This is a genomic window from Aeromonas sp. QDB68 (assembly GCF_027707405.1).
Lineage (GTDB): Bacteria > Pseudomonadota > Gammaproteobacteria > Enterobacterales > Aeromonadaceae > Aeromonas > Aeromonas caviae.
In genome coordinates this window covers 47385-63872 of the sequence record NZ_JAPCIQ010000006.1, presented here as the reverse complement: position 1 = coordinate 63872, position 16488 = coordinate 47385, and the positions used below count along the sequence as shown (strand labels likewise).

Below are 16488 nucleotides of genomic sequence, written 5' to 3'. Positions count from 1 at the left end.
GTGTCAGCTAAGCAGCACTTCCTTGACGAAACGGCTGCCAAAATAGGCCAGTGTCAGGATGAAGCTGCCGATGAGGCTCAGCATGATGACCTTGCGGCCGCGCCAGCCACGGGTATGGTGACCCCAGAGCAGCAGAGCGTAGACGCACCAGGCCAGGATAGAGAGGATGGCCTTGTGGGATTTGCCCTGGGCAAACATGTCTTCCAGGAAGAACAGGCCGGATGCGATGGAGAGGGTCAGCAGCAGCAGACCTGCGGAAATGAGCTGAAACAGGCGCTTCTCCACCGTCATCAGGGGTGGCATGGCTGGCAGGTGGCTGATCTTTCTGGATTTCAGTTGCCTGTCCAGGCAGGCAAGCTGGAGGGCAAACAAGCAGGCGATCATCAGTACCGAATAGGCCATCAGCGCGAGGCCTATGTGCAGCAGTAACTGGGGGTGCGCTTCCAGATGGGTGATGTAGCGCCCGGGAATGAGCGCGCTGGCCGCCAGCAGCAGGGCTGAAAAACTGTAGACGACGGGCAGCAGGATCCAGCCGTTGAAGCGTCGGGTGACGCAGGTCATGAAGCAACTGATGATAAGGCTGACCAGGGACGCCACGTTCAACATGCTGAGATTCTGGCCGGAATGGGTGACCAGCACTTCGCTGCCCACCGCCATGCCATGGGCGGTCAGGGCCAGGCCGACACAGGCGAACAGCGATACTTGCCCGACGGGCTTGGCGCTGAGCAGCAGGTGCAGTGAGGCGATGATGGCCAGCAGGTAAAACGCCAGGGCCAGAACAGAGATCACGATCATAACCAGGTCGTTGTCAAACAAGCTTTATGGATAAGAGGGGCAGTATACCTTGCACAAGATATGCTCGCCAGTTGTGCCAGAGGCTAACTGCCCACATATAAGTAGGCGTTGATGGCCACCGTGCGGCGAATAATCGTCCTCCGGCGTTGACTGAGGTATACTGCCCTCCATTTGTTGACCTGCCCGTTCGATGGCAGGCCGCCGCGGCAAGCGGCGAGTAATCGTCCCTAGAGTGCTGACCGGGGTATAATGCCCCCAGTGTCACGCCAAGAACCGGAAAGCGTCATGTTTGAAAATTTGACTGAACGACTCTCGCGCACCCTGCGCAATGTCAGCGGCCGCGGCCGCCTGACCGAAGAGAACATCAAGGATACCCTGCGCGAAGTCCGCATGGCGTTGCTCGAGGCGGACGTCGCCCTGCCGGTGGTGCGCGATTTCGTGGCGCGCGTCAAGGAACGAGCCGTGGGCCAGGAAGTGGCCAAATCCCTGAGCCCGGGCCAGGCGTTCATCAAGATCGTCCATGGCGAACTGGTCACCGTGATGGGGGAGGCCAACGAACAGCTCAACCTGGCTGCCCAGCCGCCGGCCATCATCCTGATGGCAGGTCTTCAGGGGGCCGGTAAGACCACTACGGTCGGCAAACTGGCCAAACTGCTCAAGGAGCGCAGCAAGAAGAAGGTGCTGGTGGTCAGTGCGGACGTCTACCGTCCGGCGGCGATCAAGCAGCTTGAGACACTTGCGGGCGACATCGGTGTCGACTTCTTCCCGAGTGATGCCAGCCAGAAACCGATCGCCATTGCCACTGCCGCCATCGATCAGGCGCGCAAGAAGTTCTATGACGTGGTGATCGTCGATACTGCCGGTCGTCTGCACGTCGATGGCGAAATGATGGCGGAGATCCAGGATCTGCACGCCACCATCAAGCCGGTCGAAACCCTGTTCGTGGTGGATGCCATGACAGGCCAGGATGCTGCCAATACCGCCAAGGCCTTCAACGAGGCGCTGCCGCTCACCGGTGTGATCCTTACCAAGGCAGACGGTGATGCCCGCGGTGGTGCCGCACTGTCGGTGCGCCACATCACCGGCAAACCGGTCAAGTTCATCGGTATGGGCGAGAAGACCGACGCGCTGGAGCCGTTCCACCCGGATCGTCTCGCCTCCCGCATCCTCGGTATGGGGGATGTGCTCTCTCTCATCGAAGAGGTGGAGCGCAACGTCGATAAAGAGAAGGCGGCCAAGCTGGCCAGCAAGGTCAAGAGTGGCAAGGGCTTCGATCTGGAAGACTTCCGTGAGCAGCTGGCCCAGATGCGCAACATGGGTGGCATGATGGGGATGCTCGACAAGCTGCCTGGCATGTCCGGCCTGCCGGACAACATCAAGGATCAGATGGATGACAAGCTCACCGTGCGGATGGAGGCCATTATCAGCTCCATGACGCCGAAAGAGCGTGCCCATCCCGATCTCATCAAGGGCTCCCGCAAGCGCCGCATCGCTGCGGGCTCCGGCATGCAGGTCCAGGATGTGAACAAGCTGCTCAAGCAGTTCACCGAGATGCAGCGCATGATGAAGAAAATGTCCGGCAAGGGCGGCATGCGCAAGATGATGGGCCAGATGAAGAACATGCTGCCCCCCGGATTCGGTGGTGGCGGTCGCGGTCCGTTCTGATTTTCCTGCTGGTCAGGTAGAAAGGCTCACCCTGGTGACAATGCTGTTCACTTAAGAGAATTTGAGTTCCAGTCCACGTAGTATCAGGACAAAAAAGCGAGGGAGGCATGATGCCTCCCTCTTCCTATTGCAAGCCCCGCTGGATAAAGGCTGGAGGAAGATCGACTGGACACAGCCTTGCCCCCTCAACTCAAATCCAATTTATGAATAATCAGTCAAAAAAGTGCTTATCTGAACAGCATTGCACCCTGGTGAGCCTTTTTCATGCCAATCCCTGCGCAAAAAATAGCTGGCTTGGTTGCAATTATTACGAATCCAAGTAGAATTACGCGGCTTATTTTAAGCTAGGGTCTGCGTATTTGCAGGCCTTGTTCATTAGATGTTTATGAGGACGATATGGTAACCATTCGTTTACAACGTGGTGGCGCGAAAAAGCGTCCGTTCTACCAGGTAGTAGTTGCTGACAGCCGTAACGCCCGTGACGGTCGTTTCATCGAGCGCGTCGGTTTCTTCAACCCGGTTGCTGCTGGTAACGCTGAAAAGCTGAACCTGGACCTGGCTCGTATCGAGCATTGGGTTGCTACTGGTGCCGCTGTTTCTGACCGCGTTGCCAAGCTGATCAAAGACGCTGCCAAAGCTGCTTAATCAGCCAAACGGTAGGGAGTTAAGGTGGAAAAACCTGTAGTTCTGGGCACCCTGGGGACCGTTTACGGGATCAAGGGCTGGCTTAAAGTGAACTCCTTCACCGATGTTGCCGAAGCGATTTTCGATTACAACCCCTGGCTGATCAATCAGAACGGGGCGTGGCGTGAAATCCGGGTGTCATCCTGGAAGCGTCATAACAAGGGTCTGATCTGCAAACTCGATGGTATCGATGTGCGTGAGGATGCCCTGGCATTGACCAACGTCGAGATTGGCGTCCCCGCCGATCTGTTGCCTGCGTTGCCCGAAGGGGAGTTCTACTGGCGTGACCTCATTGGTTGCACCGTGGTAACCACCAAGGGATACGACCTGGGCAAGGTGACCGAATTGATGGAAACCGGCTCCAACGATGTGTTGGTGGTTGAGGCCAATGTAAAAGATGCCTTTGGTGCAAAGGAGCGGTTGATACCGTTCCTGGAAGAGCAGGTGATCAAGAATATTGATCTGACTGCTCGAACAATCGAAGTTGATTGGGATCCTGGTTTCTAGTTTCCCGCGCTAACACGGGTGCCGGAGGTTTCTTATGTGGATTGGGGTCATTAGCCTCTTCCCGGAAATGTTCCGAGCCATTACCGAGCACGGGGTAACGGGTCGGGCCGTCAAGAGTGGCCTGCTGCAGATTGAGTGCTGGAACCCTCGGGACTTCACCCACGACAAACACCGTACGGTCGATGATCGTCCTTATGGTGGTGGGCCCGGCATGTTGATGATGGTTCAGCCGCTGCGTGATGCCATTCATGCAGCCAAGCAAGCGGCGGGAGACGGGGCGAAAGTCATCTATCTCTCTCCTCAGGGACGCAAGCTGACTCAAGCGGGCGTGACCGAGTTGGCGACGAATCAGAAACTGATTCTGGTCGCCGGTCGATACGAAGGTATCGATGAGCGCGTGATACAAACCGAAGTCGACGAAGAGTGGTCTATCGGAGATTACGTGTTAAGTGGTGGCGAGTTGCCTGCCATGACCCTGATCGATGCGGTTTCGCGTCTGGTCCCGGGGGTCTTGGGTGATCAGGCCAGTGCCGAGCAGGACTCCTTCACGGATGGCCTGCTGGATCATCCCCACTATACTCGGCCGGAGGTGTTGGATGGGCTGACGGTGCCCGAGGCGCTGACAAGCGGCAATCACGAAGTGATTCGGCGCTGGCGACTCAAGCAATCGCTCGGACGAACCTGGCAGAGAAGGCCGGAACTTATTAACAACCTAGCTCTGACTGACGAGCAAGAATCACTTCTTGCCGAGTATGTCCGCGAAGTGCGTGACAGCGTTAAGTAGAGTTTTCAGTTTATCCTAGGTAAGGAAAGACAATGAGCAAGATTATTCAGCAGCTTGAACAAGAGCAACTGCGTACCGACATCCCGGCTTTTGCCCAGGGCGACACCGTACGTGTTCAAGTTCGTGTTAAAGAAGGTGGTAAAGAGCGTCTGCAGGCTTTCGAAGGCATCGTGATTGCCAAGCGTAACCGCGGTCTGCACTCTGCTTTCACCGTTCGCAAGATCTCCAACGGCGAAGGTGTTGAGCGTGTATTCCAGACTCACTCTCCGCTGATCCACAGTGTAGAACTGAAGCGTCGTGGTGATGTTCGCCGCGCCAAACTGTACTACCTGCGCAACCTGTCCGGCAAAGCTGCTCGTATCAAAGAGAAGCTCAACTAATTCGATTCGAATTGGTGTCGGTATGTCGGCGAAAAGCTCGACAGGTAGTGAAAAGGCTCGCCAATGGCGAGCCTTTTTTGTATCCGTGTGCGGGGTATTGGCTCAACTGGGCTGGCTGACCCGCACCACAGAGTTGTCACGCCCGAAGGGGCCAGGCACGTAGTCGTCCGCCTCCCAGTCGTTGTCATAAAGAGTTTCACCATCGGGTTGCACTAGCTGATAGCAATACTCGAAATGGCTGGGGCCATCGGTCGGCAGGTTGAGTGTCGCCTTGAACTCCCCGTTTTTCATCCTCTTCAGTTCAATGGGCTGCCACTGGCTGAATTCACCCAGCAGCAAGACCTGCTCGGCATCACCGGCGGCCTCCTTTTCGACGGCAAAGGTCACCTTTACCTCGGGACGCGATTTGAGGAATTGCTTGTTGATCGGCATATGGACTCCTTGTCACTGGCTGCGAAGAAAGTAGCGCTGGTTATTTTTATATCACTTTATGACAAGGATGTTGATAAACAGGATCAAAGGGGGAGGGCAAAATGGCGCTGCAGGAGTTGATGGGTGAACTCGATCTTGAGGTAGAAGCCCCGTGGTAGCGTCATGATGGGTTGGCCATTGCGGCCGATAGCGCGGGTCAGCGCCTTGCTGTTGGCCGCCTTGGGGCGCAGCTGCAATACTTGGCCGTGGCGGGCGCTGATCTGCTCCACTTCCCCCAGCACTATCATGTCCATCAGCTCTTCCCAGTCCTGTCGCAGCAGTCCTTCTTCCTCTTCATTCGGGCTCCATAGCAGCGGCATGCCGACGCGACGGTCGCCGACAGGGATGTCGCGGCTGCCTTCCACCGGGATCCAGAGCACCCGCGACAGCTTGTTGCGCACGTTCGACTCCTCCCAGCGCTGGCCGCTGACCCCGATGAGGGGGGCCACGCAGACAAAGGTGGTTTCCAGCGGGCGCCCTTGAGGATCGACGGGGATCGTCTTGAGCTCGATACCGAGATCCGGAAAATCCTGCTCGGGACGGCTACCTGCACTGGCCCCCAGCTGCCACTCGATCAACTGCCCTGTCCAGCCCTTGTCACGTCTGAGATCCCGCGGTACGGGGATGCCCGCCGTTGCGGCAAGCTGGGCCAGAGTGAAGCCAGCCATGGCGTAGGCTCGACTGAGCAGCTCTTGTTCTGACTGGGGATTGGCAGGCATGAGGGCTCCTCTGGAGATAATAGACATCGCAATACGGATCCTTGCATGGTATCGCTGATTTTATAACCGATCCTCGCCCGACTATACACAGGGGGACATGGGTGACAGAATTCAACATATCTAAATGATTTTAAAAGGTTTTACTTTATTTATCCAGTATGTTGGCCCGCCGGATCCCCGCATAAACGAGTTGTCCAAGGGTTTGTGCGAGCTGTTGCACACAGTTATCCACAGAAATCTTGGATAACTGGCGTAAAGTGGTGAAAGGAAGCGTGGCACCAGAAATAAATGTGAGAGTACGCCGATTTTCAGCGCCATTTCGGTGCAGATAATGCGCCATATCTGTGGATAAATCCGTCTTGGTGGATCTTTGAGCAGTCGAACTTGTTCACAATTGACAGGCTGGATCCTCTTAGGCAAAAGACATGGATCTTGATCCAGCAATTAAACTATAACCTTATGTATTTAAATGTATATTTTGTTTTTAAGTGAATCGGGTATGATATGCTTCCGTGCAATGCCACAGTATAAAACTACTGTATATACCTGCTTGATCACAGGTTTATGCACAGTCTGGGTGGGCAACTTGCCTAGCATGAACCTTCAATTTGTTTATAACTTTGCTTGAAATGCCAAGTTATTCATGAATGGAAGATGACAGTCCCTGTTTGCCGCCACGGGGTGAATGTGGAACAATCTCGTTATAGATTCAGCCTTTATAAGGTGATCACGTGATAGATGGTGACGGATTTCGTCCCAATGTCGGCATCGTGATCTGTAACCGTGACGGACAAGTATTGTGGGCTAAGCGCTATGGGCAGCACTCCTGGCAGTTTCCGCAGGGGGGGGTTGATGATGGTGAATCGCCGGAGCAGGCCATGTATCGTGAGCTGTATGAGGAGATAGGCCTCAAGCAGGACGATGTGACCATACTGGCGACCAGTCGCAACTGGCTGAAGTATCGCTTACCCAAACGACTCGTCCGCTGGGACAGTTCACCGGTCTGTATTGGCCAGAAGCAGAAATGGTTTTTGTTGCAGCTCGATCCTGGCAAAGAGTCCAGGATCCAGTTTGGCTGTCATGGTCACCCGGAATTTGATGATTGGCGTTGGGTCAGCTTCTGGTACCCGGTTCGTCAGGTCGTCTCCTTCAAGCGGGAGGTTTACCGCCGGGTGATGAAGGAGTTTGCCCCGCTGGCCATGCCAGTCCCCGTGGTGCAGGCTAACCGAAAAGATGGGCGGCGCAACCGCTCGCGTTAAGGAGCACAACTAGTTGCTGACGGAACTCAGACGCATCGTGGAAAGCATGGCCGAGGCCAACACCCTCGAACAGGCCTTGCAAGCATTGGTGAGCCAGACCCGGCTCGCCATGACGGTGGACTGCTGCTCCGTCTATGTAGCCGAGCCGGACATGCGCCGCTATCGACTGGCTGCGACCGATGGTCTGGCCGAATCGGCCGTGGGCAAGGCCACCCTGCCGTTCGAGCAGGGTATCGTCGGCCTGGTGGGTCAGCGTGAAGAGCTGATCAACCTGGCGGATGCCCCCTCTCACCCCAGTTTTAAGTTCCTGCCCGATGTGGCGGAAGAGGCGTTTCGCTCCTTCCTCGGCGCTCCCATCATGCATCAGCGTCAGGTAGTGGGGATTCTGGTCGTGCAGCAGAAGGAGAGCCGCCTCTTCGATGAGGGGGAGGAGTCCTTCATGGTCACCCTGGCGGCTCAGCTGGCTGCCCGCATCGCCCAGGCCCAGGCCAAGGGGTGGCTGCAGAAGACCGACTGGAGCAAGCCGCTGCGCGGTATTGCCGGGGCGAGTGGCATCGCCATCGCCAAGGCCTGGGTGTGGCGTCCGCGCAAGGCGCTCAATACCATCACGCCGCGCAAGGACGAGGATCATGCCAAGCAGCTTGCCCGTCTCGAGCTGGCGGTGGAGGAAGTGCGCCATGATCTGGAGAGCCTGGCACTGCGCTTTCGCGAGAGCTACAGCCAGGACTCGGTCGCCATCTTCGACATCTATCTGCACCTGTTGAACGATCCCGGCTACATCAAGCCCATCCGCAACAAGGTCAGCAAGGAACACTGGACGGCGATCTCGGCGGTCAAACTCATCAGCGATCGGCTGATAGAGCAGTTCAAGGGGATGAAGGATCCCTATCTGCGGGAACGTTCCACCGATGTGAAAGACATCGCCCAGCGGCTCATCAGCCGGCTGGTGCAGGACGAACCCGAGCAGCTCACCATCGGCGAACCCGTGGTGCTGGTCGCCGATGAAGTGACGGCCACCATCCTTGCGGAGATCCCGAGGGAATTTCTGAGCGGTGTGGTGTCGCTCAAGGGCGGGACCAACTCCCATGCCGCCATCCTGGCCCGTGCCATGGGGGTGGCGGCCATCATGGGGGTGGATCTGCCCCTCGGTGACATCGGCGGGCGCACTCTGGTCATCGATGGCTACAGCGGCGATCTCTTCATCGAACCCAACCAGGTGATCCTGACCGAGTACCGGCAACTGCTGAGTGAGGAGCGGGCACTCGACACCCTGGTGCGTAGCGTCGACAGCCAGCCCTCCGAGACTGCCGACGGCACCAAGGTCTCTCTGCTGCTCAACGCAGGGCTGAGTGCGGATACCGAGATCTCCCTCAATCATCTGGCGGACGGGGTCGGGCTCTATCGCACCGAGATCCCCTTCATGCTGCAGGACAGCTTCCCTTCGGAGTGGGAGCAGACTGCCCGCTATCGCGGGATCCTGGAAACCTATCGGGATCGCCCGGTTTGCATGCGGACTCTGGACGTGGGGGGGGACAAGCAACTGCCCTATTTCCCCATCGTGGAGGAAAATCCCTTCCTTGGTTGGCGGGGGATCCGGCTCACCCTGGATCACCCCGAACTCTTCTTGGTGCAGCTCAAGGCCATGTTGCGGGCCAGCGAAGGGCTGGACAATCTGGCCATCATGCTGCCGATGATCAGCAGTGTCAGTGAAATCAAGGCCTCCCGTCGTCTGCTGGATCAGGCGTGGCGCGAGGTGTCGGAAGAAGCGGCCAGCCGCGATGCGGTGATCCGCTACCCCAGTCTCGGGGTGATGATCGAAGTCCCCTCCGCGCTGTACATCCTGCCGGAGATGGCGCCGCTCATCGACTTCTGGTCGGTGGGCAGCAACGACCTGACTCAGTACCTGCTGGCGGTGGATCGCAACAATGCCCGTGTCGCCAGCATCTACGATGCCTTCCATCCCGCGGTGATCCGCGCTTTGCAACTGTTGGTCGATGCCTCTCAGCGCTATCACAAGCCGGTCTCTGTTTGTGGCGAGCTGGCTGGCGATCCGGTCGGAGTGCTGCTGCTGCTGGCCATGGGCTATCGCCGTTTCAGCATGAATACCCACAACATCTCCCGTATCAAATACGTGCTGCGGCAATCCGACCTTGGCGAGTTGAAGGCGCTGATGGCGGATGGTCTCAAGCATGACAATCCTCACGTGCTGCGGGGCCTGTTCGCCCGATATCTGGAAGAGCACGGTCTGGGCGGATTGCTGCGGGCTGGGCACAAGGTCAGGCTGCCCGATTGATATTCCACCTTGTTACTGCGTAAGAATGATCGGAGAATGCGGCTTTTCTTATGATTGGGGCCGCCTATGCAGCACGACGGATATTGGGTTTTCTCGCAGATTGATCCCGTAGCATTCAGTTTGGGACCATTATCGGTACGCTGGTATGGTCTCATGTACCTGTTCGGTTTTGCGTTCGCCATGTGGCTGGCAGGTCGCCGCGCCGATGCACCCAATAGCGGCTGGACCCGCAACGAGGTCTCGGATCTGCTGTTCTACGGCTTCCTCGGGGTGATCCTGGGAGGGCGCATCGGTTACGTGCTGTTCTATAACTTCGATCTCTTCCTCGCAGACCCGACCTATCTGTTCAAGATATGGACTGGTGGCATGTCGTTCCACGGTGGCCTCATCGGGGTGATCACCGCCATGATCTGGTTTGCCCACAAAACCCAGCGCCACTTCTTCACCGTGGCGGATTTCGTGGCACCGCTGATTCCGTTTGGCCTCGGTGTTGGCCGCATCGGCAACTTCATGAACGGCGAGCTGTGGGGTCGGGTGACCGATGTCCCCTGGGCAATCATCTTCCCCGAGGCGGGCCCCGAGCCGCGTCACCCGTCCCAGCTTTACCAGTTCGCGCTGGAAGGTGTGGTGCTCTTCATCATCCTGAACCTGTTCTGGCGCAAGCACCCACCCCGTGGCGCCATTTCCGGGATGTTCTTGCTGTTCTACGGCCTGTTCCGCTTCCTGGTGGAGTTTGTTCGTCAACCAGACAGTCAGCTGGGTCTCTACTTCAACGAGATCAGCATGGGTCAGATCCTCTCTACCCCGATGATAGTGGCGGGGGGCCTCATGGTCTGGGCCGCCTACAAACAGCCCCGTCTGTTCGGCAATGCACCCAAGGAGGCGAAGTAATGCGTGCCTATCTCGACCTGATGCAGAAAATTCTGGATGAAGGGACCGTCAAATCCGATCGCACCGGCACCGGGACCGTCTCCCTGTTCGGTCATCAGATGCGCTTCAACCTGGCCGAGGGATTCCCGCTGGTGACCACCAAGAAGTGCCACCTGCGCTCCATCATTCACGAGCTGCTCTGGTTCCTCAACGGCGATACCAACACCGCCTATCTGAAAGAGCACGGTGTCAGCATCTGGGACGAGTGGGCCGACGAGCACGGTGATCTGGGGCCTGTCTATGGTGCCCAGTGGCGCTCCTGGCCGGCAGCCGATGGGTCTGTCATCGACCAGATCCAGAAGGCGGTGGACGACATCCAGCACAACCCGGATTCCCGCCGCATCATCGTCTCCGCCTGGAACGTGGGCGAGCTGGACAAAATGGCGTTGGCACCCTGCCACGCCTTCTTCCAGTTCTATGTGGCGGATGGCAAGCTCTCCTGCCAGCTCTACCAGCGTAGTTGTGATGTTTTCCTTGGCCTGCCGTTCAACATTGCCAGCTATGCGCTGCTGACCCACATGATGGCGCAGCAGTGCGATCTGGAAGTGGGTGACTTTGTCTGGACCGGTGGCGATGTGCACCTCTATTCCAACCACATGGAGCAGACGGCACTGCAACTCACCCGCGAGCCGCGCCCCCTGCCGCAACTGGTGATCAAGCGCAAACCTGACTCCATCTTCGATTACAGATTCGAGGATTTCGAGATCCAGGGCTATGATCCTCATCCTGGGATCAAGGCGCCTGTCGCTATTTGAGTAGGTAATGAGCCTGGGGCGAGTATCGTCTCCCAGGTGACGATGAGTCGACACTCAGCTGTTAGAGGCACCTTCGGGTGCCTTTTTGCATTTTCTGTGAATTAATATGCAACATTCCGGGTGGAGAGATGGCTCCTGAAAAGGGGAAATAACCTGCTTATAGCAGGCATTATCTGTTTTGCTTTCGGTTTTTTCGTTGTTATCAGCCGTTAGAAACGATTTTTCATTGAGCTACTCTGGCCCTAGACTGAAAAGATGCAATTTTATGGGTAGTTAGATATGAGCGATGTATTCAAGCGTTTTCTCAAACTGGAGTCCGCTTCCGGGATCATTCTGATCCTGGCCGCCCTGCTTGCCATCGGCCTGGCCAATTCGGCGCTGGCGCAACACTATCAGGGCTTCCTCAATACCGAGGTACAGGTTCGCATCGCGGCGCTCGACATCAACAAGCCGCTGCTGCTCTGGATCAACGATGGCTTCATGGCGATCTTCTTCCTGCTGGTGGGTCTCGAGGTGAAGCGAGAGATGCTGGAGGGGGCGCTTTCCTCCCGGGTGCAGGCAACCTTCCCGGCCATTGCTGCCGTGGGGGGGATGTTGGCACCGGCACTCATCTATAGCTTCTTCAACTACGGGGACGAGGCTACCCGTGCTGGCTGGGCGATTCCGGCCGCAACCGACATCGCCTTCGCTCTCGGGGTCATGGCGCTGCTGGGCAAGCGGGTACCGACCAGCCTCAAGGTCTTCTTGCTGGCGCTGGCTATCATGGACGATCTGGGGGTCATCATCATCATTGCCCTCTTCTACACCCAGCAGCTGTCGCTGACTGCGCTGGCGATAGGTGTGGTGGCTACCCTGACCTTGCTCTGGATGAATCGCCGTGGTGAGGACAGGATTGGACTCTATATGCTGGTCGGCCTGGTGCTCTGGGTTGCCGTGCTCAAGTCCGGTGTCCATGCGACCCTGGCGGGGGTCATCGTGGGCTTCATGATCCCCCTCAACGGCAAGCGTTACGCATCGCCACTCAAGCATCTGGAGCATGTGCTGCACCCCTGGAGCGCCTTCCTGATCCTGCCACTGTTCGCTTTCGCCAACGCCGGGGTATCGCTGGAGGGGATCTACTTCTCGGCTCTGCTCAATCCGCTCCCCATGGGGATCATCCTGGGGCTCTTCGTCGGCAAGCCGCTCGGGATTTTCACCATCAGCTGGCTGGCTGTGAAATCAGGCATTGCCCAATTGCCGCAAGGAGTGAACTTCAGACAGATCTTTGCCGTCAGCATCCTGTGTGGCATCGGCTTCACCATGTCGATGTTTATCGCATCGCTGGCATTCGAGCATGGCGGACTGGACTACGGCAGCTACTCGCGCCTCGGGATCCTGGCAGGTTCCACACTCGCGGCCGTGATCGGTTACATCGCACTGCGGATATCGCTGCCCAATCGGGAGGCGAATCAAAGTACGGAGGGGTTATGAGAAAACTAGGATGGTTAGTCATGCTGGCGAGTCCTGCAATCTGGGCAAATGGCCTGGTCGATTGTCAGCGGGATGCCACCTCGGCAAGTTGTTCTGCCTATCTCAACGGGGTGGTCGACAGCGCACTCATGCTGGGGGACTCACAGGTAAAAGCTCGGTTCGGAGAGACCTTCGCCGAACGGGCACTGAGCAGTCGTGCCGGCGAGCGAGTCAAGCTGTCCAACAAGCGCTATTGTACCGAGCGAATGCCGGATGCCGGTCGTCTCAAGGCCCATCTGCAGGCACAGTTCGACGCGAACAAGGTTGACTCGATCAGCGACATGTATGACATTCTGGCGGTTGAACTCAGCTGCTACCGGAGCCCGCCTGGCGCGGGAACCCCATCGGATGTCACACCTTAACTACAACCATCTCTACTATTTTTGGATGACTCAGAAGAAGGGCTCCGTCACGCAGGCGGCGGAAGCCCTCTTTTTGACCCCACAGACCGTGACCGGTCAGATCAAACTGCTTGAGCAGCGTCTTGGCGGCAAGTTGCTGATCAGAAAGGGGCGCTCCCTTGAGGCCACCGAGCTTGGCCAACTGGTATTTCGCTATGCGGACAAGATGTTCAGCCTCTCCTACGAGATGCTGGATATCGTCAACTACCGCAAGGAGAGCCAGATCCTGTTCGATGTGGGCATCGCCGATGCTCTCTCCAAGCGTCTCGCCAGCCGGGTACTGCTCTCCGTGATCCCCAATGACGGTTCCATTCACCTGCGCTGCTTCGAGTCGACCCATGAACTGCTCCTGGAGCAGTTGAGCGAGCACAAGCTCGACATGATCCTCTCTGATTGCCCGGTGGACTCCAGCCAGCATGCCGGGTTGCTGTCCAAGCGTCTGGGGGGATGTGGCGTCAGTTTCTTCTGCAAGGCGCCTCTGCCCTCCCAGCCTTTCCCTGCCTGCCTGGAAGAGCGCAAGCTGCTCATCCCGGGCCGCCGTACCGCCATGGGTCGTCAACTGACCCAGTGGTTCGAGCAGCAGGGAATTTCCCCCAGCATTCTGGGAGAATTCGACGATGCGGCGCTGATGAAGGCGTTCGGCTTCTTCAACCAGGGCATCTTCATGGCACCGACCATTTATCGGGAGGAGATCCTGGAGGGGGAGGAGGTGATGCTGCTGGGTGAAACCCAGGATCTGATGGAGGAGTATTACGTCATCTTTGCCGAGCGGATGATCCAGCATCCTGCGGTCAAGCGGGTATGCGAGAGTGATTTCTCCTTCCTCTTTGCGGGGCAGGAGGATTTCACGGCCATTCAGCCGGCAAGCCTCTCGTTTTAAATCGACGGTGACGGCGCTATGATGCCAGTCTTGGAAGAGGAGGGTGAGATGCAATTGGAAGAGATGGAAGCGAATGCCGGGCGTGCCGTCACCCTGCTCAAGGCATTGGCCAATGAGCGACGGCTGTTTATCTTGTGCCAGTTACTGGATAGGGAGCTGTCGGTCGGCGAGCTGAACGAGGTCTTGGGATTGAGCCAGTCAGCCATGTCGCAGCATCTGGCGGTGTTGCGCCGGGATGAGCTGGTGGCGACGAGGAAGGAAGCCCAGACGGTCTATTACTCCCTGCGCAGCCATGAGGTGCGCGAGATGATCGGATTGTTGCACAGACTGTACTGTAGCGACCCCAAATAAAAAACCGGCACTAGGCCGGTTTTTTCAGCTTTCATCAGCGGATGCTGATTAAGCCATGGCTTTGATCTGGGCAGACAGGCGGCTCTTGTGACGAGCAGCTTTGTTCTTGTGGATCAGGCCTTTGGTCGCCATACGATCCATGATCGGCTGAGCAACAGCGAAAGCGGCAGTGGCAGCAGCCTTGTCACCAGAGGCGATGGCAGCGATCACTTTCTTCAGGTAGGTACGGGTCATGGAACGACGGCTGGCGTTGTGCTGACGACGTTTCTCTGACTGAAGAGCACGCTTCTTAGCAGATTTGATGTTAGCCAAGGTAAAACTCCTAAAACTGTCTTAGCGAGTGTATTGAAAAGGCCCGGAAATATGCCTTCCCAACCACATATTGTCAAATGATTTGTGCAAATAAACACCGCCCCCCGGTGGTGTGTCAGATGGGAGACGGTTAAACTGTCGGCCGATTCTAACAGCATTCTTTTCTTTCCGACAGTTCCAGAGGCCCCGTCTTGAGTAAGAAATTGATCAAATCCGGCATGATTGTGTCCGGAATGACGCTGGCATCCCGTGTGATGGGCTTGGTGCGCGATGTGGTCATCGCCAATTTGCTCGGTGCCGGGGTGGCCTCAGACGTCTTCTTCTTCGCCAATCGCATTCCCAACTTCTTGCGCCGTCTCTTTGCCGAAGGGGCATTCAACCAGGCCTTCGTGCCCGTGATGACGGAGTACAAGAAAAACGGTGACGAGCAGGCGGTTCGCGAGTTGCTGGCGGCGGTGGCGGGCACCCTGGGTGGTATCGTCACCGTGGTCACCTTGCTCGGGGTGCTGGGTTCCGGTGTCCTGACGGCCCTCTTTGGCTGGGGCTGGTTCTGGGACTGGCTGCACGGCGGACCGGCGGCGGAGAAGTTCGAGTTGGCCAGTCTGATGCTCAAGATCACCTTCCCCTATCTCTGGTTCATCACCTTCACCGCCATGGCGGGGGCCATTCTCAATACCTTTGGCCGTTTTGCCGTGTCCTCCTTCACGCCGGTGTTCCTCAACATCACCATGATTGCAGCGGCCTGGTGGATCGCGCCCTTGATGGAGCGCCCCGAGATCTCCCTGGCGATCGGTGTCTTCCTCGGCGGTCTGGTCCAGTTTTTGTTCCAGTATCCTTTTCTGCGCCAGCTCAACATGCTGGTCTGGCCCAAGTGGGGTTGGCACCATCCCGGGGTGGTGAAGATCCGTACCCTGATGATCCCGGCCCTGTTCGGCGTGTCGGTCAGCCAGATCAACCTGCTGATCAACACCATGCTGGCCTCGTTTCTGGCTACCGGTGCCATCAGCTATCTCTATTACTCGGACAGGTTGCTGGAGTTTCCCCTCGGCCTCTTTGCGGTGGCCATCAGCACGGTGATCCTGCCTGCCCTGGCCAGAAAACACGTGGATGCGGATCCGGCTGATTTCTCTCGCACCATGGATTGGGGGGTGCGCATGGTGATGCTGCTCGGCTTGCCAGCCATGGTCGGCATCGCCGTACTGCGCGAGCCCATACTGCGGGTACTTTTCATGCGCGGTGAGTTCGGTCTGCACGAGGTGAGCATGTCCAGTGCGAGCCTGCTGGCCTCCACCACGGGGCTGCTCTCCTTGATGCTCATCAAGGTGCTGGCCCCCGGTTATTACGCCCGCCAGGACACCAGGACGCCGGTGCGTATCGGCATCATGGCCATGGTTGCCAACATGGTGTGCAACCTCATCTTCATCTATCCGCTCGGCTACGTGGGGCTGGCTCTCGCCACTGCCTGCTCCGGCACCCTTAACGCCGTACTGCTGTTCAAGGGGCTCTATCAGCAGGATGTTTATCGCCCTTCCCGCAACACCGGGCTGTTCTGCCTCAAGCTCTTGGCGGCAACGGTCTTGATGGGGGGGCTTCTGGCCTATCTGTCACCGGATCTCGCCCAATGGGGGGCCTGGAGCATGGGCAAGGCCAGCCTGGAGTTGACCCTGCTGCTCTGCCTGGGCGGAGCGCTGTATGGCATTGTCCTTTTGGCATTGGGGATCCGGCCACGGCACCTGAGAGCCGGTCAGCAATAAGGAGCCAGCTGCAAGGGAGGGGACAGTACAGGGTCGATG

18 protein-coding genes are annotated in these 16488 nt (G+C 57.5%); 14 read left to right on the top strand and 4 right to left on the bottom strand.

All coding sequences use genetic code 11. The features are described 5' to 3' along the window. Positions 1-3: 3 nt before the first annotated feature. Entirely contained in the window at positions 4-795 is a 792-nt protein-coding gene (locus PG892_RS03715) for a cytochrome C assembly family protein (RefSeq protein WP_010673082.1), read from the bottom strand. Positions 796-1080: 285 nt separating this feature from the next. Between PG892_RS03715 and ffh the strand changes: the two genes are divergently transcribed. The 5 genes from ffh to rplS all read left to right on the top strand — a co-directional run bounded on the left by ffh (position 1081) and on the right by rplS (position 4815). Then, positions 1081-2460 (top strand): signal recognition particle protein, encoded by a 1380-nt coding sequence (ffh, locus tag PG892_RS03710; protein WP_010673083.1) that lies wholly within the window; start codon positions 1081-1083, stop codon positions 2458-2460. Positions 2461-2856: 396 nt separating this feature from the next. Beyond that, entirely contained in the window at positions 2857-3105 is a 249-nt protein-coding gene (gene rpsP, locus PG892_RS03705; protein WP_010673084.1) for a 30S ribosomal protein S16, read from the top strand. A 24-nt stretch (positions 3106-3129) separates the two neighbouring features. Beyond that, positions 3130-3651 carry a ribosome maturation factor RimM gene (gene rimM / locus PG892_RS03700; protein ID WP_039039979.1) on the top strand — a complete coding sequence of 174 codons (522 nt, stop codon included), beginning with the start codon at positions 3130-3132 and terminating at the stop codon, positions 3649-3651. A gap of 34 nt (positions 3652-3685) precedes the next feature. Next, positions 3686-4435: a tRNA (guanosine(37)-N1)-methyltransferase TrmD gene (gene trmD, locus PG892_RS03695; protein ID WP_010673086.1), complete on the top strand. Its 750-nt coding sequence runs from the start codon at positions 3686-3688 to the stop codon at positions 4433-4435. A 32-nt stretch (positions 4436-4467) separates the two neighbouring features. Beyond that, the gene (rplS, locus tag PG892_RS03690) at positions 4468-4815 is read left to right on the top strand and encodes a 50S ribosomal protein L19 (RefSeq protein ID WP_005313505.1); all 348 of its coding nucleotides are present in this window, start codon (positions 4468-4470) and stop codon (positions 4813-4815) included. 102 nt (positions 4816-4917) lie between these two features. On the opposite strand, the gene PG892_RS03685 is transcribed toward rplS, so the two are convergent. Continuing rightward, positions 4918-5247, bottom strand: a complete 330-nt coding sequence (locus PG892_RS03685; protein WP_103260846.1) for an isoamylase early set domain-containing protein — start codon at positions 5245-5247, stop codon at positions 4918-4920. 83 nt (positions 5248-5330) lie between these two features. Further along, positions 5331-6005: a DNA mismatch repair endonuclease MutH gene (mutH, locus tag PG892_RS03680; RefSeq protein WP_042014896.1), complete on the bottom strand. Its 675-nt coding sequence runs from the start codon at positions 6003-6005 to the stop codon at positions 5331-5333. A gap of 731 nt (positions 6006-6736) precedes the next feature. Between mutH and rppH the strand changes: the two genes are divergently transcribed. The 8 genes from rppH (at position 6737) to PG892_RS03640 (ending at position 14383) form a co-directional block, all read left to right on the top strand. After that, positions 6737-7264: an RNA pyrophosphohydrolase gene (gene rppH / locus PG892_RS03675; protein ID WP_010673089.1), complete on the top strand. Its 528-nt coding sequence runs from the start codon at positions 6737-6739 to the stop codon at positions 7262-7264. 13 nt (positions 7265-7277) lie between these two features. Beyond that, entirely contained in the window at positions 7278-9557 is a 2280-nt protein-coding gene (gene ptsP / locus PG892_RS03670) for a phosphoenolpyruvate--protein phosphotransferase (RefSeq protein ID WP_160837185.1), read from the top strand. Positions 9558-9623: 66 nt separating this feature from the next. Further along, positions 9624-10448, top strand: coding sequence for a prolipoprotein diacylglyceryl transferase (lgt, locus tag PG892_RS03665; RefSeq protein WP_043153049.1), 825 nt, complete (start codon positions 9624-9626; stop codon positions 10446-10448). Then, positions 10448-11242, top strand: coding sequence for a thymidylate synthase (thyA, locus tag PG892_RS03660; protein ID WP_042014892.1), 795 nt, complete (start codon positions 10448-10450; stop codon positions 11240-11242). The genes lgt and thyA overlap by 1 nt, the downstream gene beginning before the upstream one ends. A 279-nt stretch (positions 11243-11521) precedes the next feature. Next, on the top strand, positions 11522-12712 hold the full coding sequence (gene nhaA, locus PG892_RS03655) for a Na+/H+ antiporter NhaA (RefSeq protein ID WP_103261680.1): 1191 nt from the start codon (positions 11522-11524) through the stop codon (positions 12710-12712). Between the two features lie 20 nt (positions 12713-12732). Further along, complete coding sequence (locus PG892_RS03650; protein WP_010673094.1) at positions 12733-13113, top strand: hypothetical protein; 381 nt, start codon at positions 12733-12735, stop codon at positions 13111-13113. After that, a complete protein-coding gene (nhaR, locus tag PG892_RS03645) occupies positions 13100-14032 on the top strand; it encodes a transcriptional activator NhaR (RefSeq protein WP_010673095.1) in 933 nt (310 codons plus the stop codon). Before PG892_RS03650 ends, nhaR begins: the two co-directional genes overlap by 14 nt. 48 nt (positions 14033-14080) lie before the next feature. After that, positions 14081-14383 (top strand): ArsR/SmtB family transcription factor, encoded by a 303-nt coding sequence (locus PG892_RS03640; protein ID WP_029313781.1) that lies wholly within the window; start codon positions 14081-14083, stop codon positions 14381-14383. Between the two features lie 48 nt (positions 14384-14431). Here the strand turns inward: PG892_RS03640 and rpsT are convergent, their stop codons facing one another. Continuing rightward, complete coding sequence (gene rpsT, locus PG892_RS03635) at positions 14432-14695, bottom strand: 30S ribosomal protein S20 (RefSeq protein WP_005308808.1); 264 nt, start codon at positions 14693-14695, stop codon at positions 14432-14434. A gap of 191 nt (positions 14696-14886) precedes the next feature. Here rpsT and murJ point away from each other — a divergent pair, with 191 nt between their 5' ends. Then, positions 14887-16449 carry a murein biosynthesis integral membrane protein MurJ gene (gene murJ, locus PG892_RS03630; RefSeq protein ID WP_109421858.1) on the top strand — a complete coding sequence of 521 codons (1563 nt, stop codon included), beginning with the start codon at positions 14887-14889 and terminating at the stop codon, positions 16447-16449. Positions 16450-16488: the final 39 nt, after the last annotated feature.